General features: G+C 75.1%; 1 protein-coding gene and 1 pseudogene. One reads left to right on the top strand and one right to left on the bottom strand.

Going from position 1 to position 2,793, the window contains the following annotated elements:
* Window positions 1-718 (bottom strand): annotated as a pseudogene (locus AN218_RS09810) (HEAT repeat domain-containing protein); the annotation flags it as partial.
* A gap of 355 nt (window positions 719-1,073) precedes the next feature.
* On the opposite strand from AN218_RS09810, the gene AN218_RS09805 reads away from it, so the two are divergent.
* Window positions 1,074-2,636 carry a PP2C family protein-serine/threonine phosphatase gene (locus AN218_RS09805; protein ID WP_070016387.1) on the top strand — a complete coding sequence of 521 codons (1,563 nt, stop codon included), beginning with the start codon at window positions 1,074-1,076 and terminating at the stop codon, window positions 2,634-2,636.
* Window positions 2,637-2,793 lie beyond the last annotated feature (157 nt).

Here is a 2,793-nt window from a genome sequence, read left to right as displayed (position 1 = left end):
CGCGCGGATGCTGCTCGTAACCGTCCTGGGCCCAGTCGAGGACTTCGCGCACGCTCCAGCCCGGCCGGGGACCCTGCGCGCCCAACTGGCGCTGCCAGCGGTCGAAGCAGCCCTGCTCGCGCACCCGGCCCAGGCGCGCGGCCTGTTCGGGATGTGCCGGGTCCTCCGCCCACAGCCGCCACGGGCGCGGTTCGAAGGACTCCCGTGCGGCGGCGGCCAGTTCGGCGTCGCCCGCGGGCGTCTGCGGGAAGCGGGCGAGGACGGCGGGCCCGAGGGCGCGCAGCCCGGCGTCGTCGTCACGGACGGCCAACTCGTCCAGTGCCCACTGCCAGTTGGCGCCCGAGGTGGCATAGCGGCGCAGCAGCGCGGTCGCCGCGGCGTTCTCGTACGAGGCGAGGTGGCCGAGCACGGACAGCGCCAGCCCCGTACGGGACTCGCACTCGCCGCCCGGCAGGGCGTCCTCTGCGGAGAAGAGATGTTCCTCGATGTCGTCGAGCGAGGCGTCGAGCTCCATGTGGAGCCGTGCGTAGTAGAGCGAGCGGTGCTCGATCTGCCAGTCCCGCCGCGGGTCGTGGAGTACGCACTGCCGCAGGGCGGCCAGCGCCTCGGCGCGCGGCGCAGCCAGCGCGTGCAGCGTGCCGTCGCCGCGCCCCCTCTGGAGGAGGCCGAGCAGCGTGCCGCTGGGCGCTATGTCTGAATCGACGGAATCGACGAACATAAGGTCAGCATCCGGTGCGGGGTATTCGACTGGCAACGGGATTTTCCGTTGACCAGCATCCTTGCCGGTGGCTCTCGTTCTACTCCTGGTCCGTGACGGACAAGCGGAATGAGGGGATCGCCCCCGGGACCGGGAGCCTACCGGCATTCGGCGGCCGTCTCGGACGCTCCCGTCCACCCGGTGCGCACGGCACACCGCCCGCCGCCGCTCCGCGCGGCACCCGGGATGTGCCCCGCGCGCCGCACGGCGCGGGTCCGCGGCCGTGCCACCGGCGGCTTCGGCAAACCGCTTACGGCCGGTCGCACGCTGTGCAACAGTCGTAACCGAGCCCTCACTTCCCGTATCGGAGACCTCGATGCCCTCCCACCTCGATGCGGACCGCACCTCCTCCCAGCCGCCCGAGCGCGGAGCGCTCGACGCGCTGATCAGTCAGGCCCGGCATCTGCGCGGCGGGATCGACGCCGTACGGCCGCGCGCGCGGGACGCGGACGGCGAGGAGTCCGAGGACCCGGCCCGACGCTGGCGGCGCGCCCTGTGCGACCTGGCCGTCCACCAGCTCGACGACCTCGGGGAGCACCTCGGGCAGCTCCGCGCGGGAGCCTCCGCGCGCGCGGAGGCAGATTCCGAAGCAGGGACAGGGACGGCCGAGGCGTACGGCGGGGATCCGCACGGCACGGGACCCGGCGACGGCGACCGCGAGGGCGGACGGGCCTCCGGTACGGAGGACGGCCGCGCACCGCTGACCGGCCGGGCCGGCAGCGCCGAGTGGAACCTGCTGACCGACGAGGTGTCCTGGTCCCCCGAGCTGTACGCGATCTTCGGGCGCACCGCCGAGGACGGCCCGCTCTCCCTGGACGAACTGCCCTCGTGGGTCCTCCCCGAGGACCAGCCGCTGCTGGCGGCGGCCGTCACCGACTGTCTGGTGGACGGCAGGCCCATCGACCGTGAGCTGAGGATCATGCGGCCGGACACCGCCGTACGCAGCCTCCATCTGCTGGGCGAGCCCGTGCTCGACGCCCAGGGCGCCACCGCCGCCATGTGGGCCGTGATACGGGACGTCAGCGAACTGCGCCGCAGCGAACTGGCCGTCCGCGAGATCCGCGAGACGGTGCGCCGCGAGCGTCCGCCGGCGCAGGCCGAGCGCCGGCTCGCGGCCGAGTTGCAGGAGTCGGTGCTGCCGCCGTGGCGCGGCGCGCGGCGCATCCCGCCCGGCGGTACGGGCGGTTACGGAGCCGAGGGCCGCGCCGGGGCGCTCGACGTCGCCTCGCACTTTCTGCCGTCCGCGATGAGTGCGATGGCCGGCGGCGACTGGTACGACGCACTCGAACTGCCCGGCGGCGCGACGCTGTTGAGCGCGGGCGGCCTGACCGGGCACGGCGTGGCCGCGGCCTCCGGGATGGCGACGCTGCTGGGCGCGATCCGCGGCATGGCGCTGGCCGGTGTCGCGCCGGAGGCGCTGATGGGGCATCTGAACCGGCTGCTGGACGGCTCCGCGCAGCCCGCGCTCGGCAGCGCGGTGTGCTGCCGGTACGAGCCGCGCGAGCGCACCCTGACCTGGGCGCAGGCGGGGCATCCGGCGCCGCTGCTCTTCCGCGGCGGTACGGGACGGGTGCTGAGCCCGCCGGAGGGCGTGCTGCTGGGCGCCACCCCGGTCGCCGCGTACGGGCAGTGCACCGAAGTGCTCCGGGACGGCGACCTGTTGGTGCTGCACACCGACGGTCTCGCACCGCAGGACGAGCGGCCCGGAGGCGGCACGGGACGGCACGGCGGCACGGCGCCGGAGCGGCTGCTCGCTCTCGCGCCGCACTTCAGCGAAGGGCAGTCGGCGCGGGAGTGCGTACGCCGCGTCGTGGAGGAGTTCGGCAGCGGCGAGCGGGAGGACGACGCCTGCGTGCTCGTCGCCCGGGTCTCCGGCTGAGCGGAACAGCCGCACGGTCGTGCCGGGCGCGGGCCCGGGGCCCGGCGTACCGCCCCGACCGCCGCCGTCCACACGTCCGTTCGGGACGTCCCGGCCGCCGTCCCGGCGCACGGGCGTGGACACGTACGGCCCCGACTGCGCGCATGACGCGGAGTCG

Origin of the sequence: Streptomyces nanshensis (assembly GCF_001751255.1) — a bacterium.
Taxonomy (GTDB): Bacteria; Actinomycetota; Actinomycetes; order Streptomycetales; family Streptomycetaceae; genus Streptomyces; species Streptomyces nanshensis_A.
The sequence above is the reverse complement of the archived record's forward strand: the minus strand, read 5'-3'. Positions and strand labels throughout refer to the sequence as shown.

Bases quoted from the DNA above. Each gene is read 5' to 3' on its own strand.
- AN218_RS09805 (WP_070016387.1), top strand. From the start codon at position 1,074: ATGCCCTCCCACCTCGATGCGGACCGCACCTCCTCCCAGCCGCCCGAG.